The organism is Frankia canadensis, from assembly GCF_900197875.1.
Classification (GTDB): domain Bacteria; phylum Actinomycetota; class Actinomycetes; order Frankiales; family Frankiaceae; genus Frankia; species Frankia canadensis.
Map to the genome: position 1 here is coordinate 1 of NZ_FZMO01000365.1, position 2,391 is coordinate 2,391.

At 65.8% G+C, this 2,391-nt stretch carries 2 protein-coding genes; one reads left to right on the top strand and one right to left on the bottom strand.

Annotated elements, in window-relative coordinates; all coding sequences use genetic code 11:
* Window positions 1-646 precede the first annotated feature (646 nt).
* Complete coding sequence (locus C1A33_RS23765; RefSeq protein WP_207770461.1) at window positions 647-1,144, top strand: transposase; 498 nt, start codon at window positions 647-649, stop codon at window positions 1,142-1,144.
* An 842-nt stretch (window positions 1,145-1,986) separates the two neighbouring features.
* Here the strand turns inward: C1A33_RS23765 and C1A33_RS23775 are convergent.
* Window positions 1,987-2,391, bottom strand: a 405-nt coding sequence (locus C1A33_RS23775) for a tetratricopeptide repeat protein (protein ID WP_133150806.1), incomplete at its 5' end; no start/stop codon positions are given.

Here is a 2,391-nt window from a genome sequence, read left to right on the forward strand (position 1 = left end):
TTCAACACACCCAAAATCAAGCCATTAGACGATCATGGAAAATGCGAAAGTCGAGCAAGACAACAAACAGGAAGTATCGTTGGAAGTTGCCGCGACCCGCGAGTGCCCGGTGATCGTCGGCATCGAGGTCGTACATGATGTCATCCCGAGTGAGACGCGGATTCGACTCGGTTTTGATCTGCGCCTGAATGCTCCATCCAGCAGGGAAGCCTCGAAGCGGACCAGGATGTGTAAGGACCAGATCAATGGTCCCCCGATCCGGAACTGGGGGTGCGGAGCTGAGACCTGCGGCCGAAGCTATCAGCTGGATCCAACGCTCGCCGAAGTCGCCCTGATCCCGGCTATCGCCTCCGCGCTGCCGCGCCGAACGATTGCTCCGGGCGGCAGTACGCGGCACGGGCAGTGCCGCATGACCGTTGAGTGCGCCCGGGACCTGCCCTGCCCCACCACGGGCTCTGTCCCCGGTCTGGCTGACCACGTGCCGAAGTGTAGTCGGGCGTAAGTCCGAGGTGGCCAGTCGGCGGAAGCCCGGTCCGCGGAGGTGCCAGAACCTGCGGTAGATGGTTCCCGGCATCGGGAGAGATCCCTGGCGGATCGTCCTGCCGGACGCCCGCATGCCCGGTTCACCCCGCCAGCCGCGGCGGCGGTGCGCGATAACGGCCTGGCGCTCGCCGGACGTGCGGGAGCACGTCTGGCCGCCGCGCTGGGTCTGACGGTCGGCCGGGACACCCTGGTCCGCCGGGTCCGGGCGCTGCCCGACCCGCGGCCCAGCGTGGCGCGGATCCTCGGGGTTGACGACTTCGCCGTTCGTCGTGGTCATGTCTACGGAACGGTCCTGATTGACCTGGACACCCACCGGCCGGTCGATCTGCTCCCTGATCGGGAGGCCGACAGCCTGGTGGCCTGGCTGGCCGATCATCCCGGTGTCGAGGTGATCTGCCGGGGCCGGTCCGGTGCCCACGCCGACGGAGCACGCCGCGGCGCCCCCGACGCCCGGCAAATCGCGGACAGCTGGCATCTGTGGTCGAACCTCTGCGACGCCGTCGAACGCCGGCGTCACCGCCCACCGCCGGTGCCTGCCGACCCCGCCGGCACCGGCAGCGGCGGACCCGCCGACCCAGCCCATCCCGGTACCGCACCGTGAAAGCCACCGAGGTCCGCGCCGGGTGCCTGTTCCGCACGCCGTGCAGCCGGTGCGGAGAACCGCCGACGTCAGCCTCTCGCCGGCGGGCCGGCCGAGACCGAGGTCGCCTACCTGGCCACCAGCCTGCCGACGCATCAGGCCAGCCCGATCCGGCTCGCCGCGATGGGCTGCGACGACGAACGGCGTCGCTTACCGCCCCCGACGGCTCCTGTCGTGGTTGTCTCCGGCGTGGCTGCCGGTGCCAGTGGCGGCCACGCCGACTCGTCTTGAACGCCATGGCCAGCTCGGCAGCCCGTAAATCCAGGCTTCCGCGAGCACCTGCATCTTACTTTCAGCTTCGCGTTGAGCTGACTGTTCGCAGTAGTGTCGCGACAACTTTGATCAATTACGTTCATTGCATGCCGCATGGGCGTCGCATATCGGTCTTTATGTGTGTCTTCATTCCCTTCTTCGCCTTCGCCGATCGGTGCAGGGGAAAGCTCAAGGAATACAACGAGTCGCGGAAACCTAGAGGAGTCGCGCTCGGCACCTGCGAGGTAGCTCCATACGCCGGCCTTGTCGTTATTGTATATGAGGTTGAGGTCCGCTTCTGCTGGTGGTTTCGCGGAGAATTTTTCACCCTTCACTATTTCTTTGATTCTATACTGTCGCCACTCTTGATCCGATTCCTGAAATCCGTGTTCAGCCGCCGTAGCGCGGCGTGTCGCGATAGGCTCCGACTTGGAACATGCCGACGATCCTACTCGTCGCTTTTCGGTGGCTGCCGGATGTTGCATCCGGTGCGAATTAAATCCTATTTAACTGGTGGAGTGCTGTTACTCGCACCCTGCGATATTCGTTGATCATGTTGTTCGCGGACGGTCTCCTAGGTTGGCCGTGGCATCGGTGTCGCCCACAGCAGCGGCCCGCTCGTACCAGTGGCGCGCGCCAGCCAGGTCTGGCGGATCCCACTGGGTCGACAGAAGGAGCCCCAGGTTGGCCATAGCGTCGGTGTCGCCCACAGCGGCGGCCCGCTCGTACCAGTGGCGCGCGCCTGGCAGATCCGGTGGGTCCCACCGGTCAGCCAGCAGATTCCCCAGGTTGGTCATAGCGCCAGTGTGGCCGCCATCGTCGGCGGCCCGCTCGTACCAGTGGCGCGCGCCAGCCAGGTCTGGCGGATCCCACTGGGTCGACAGAAGGAGCCCCAGGTTGGCCATAGCGTCGGTGTCGCCCACAGCGGCGGCCCGCTCGTACCAGTGGCGCGCGCC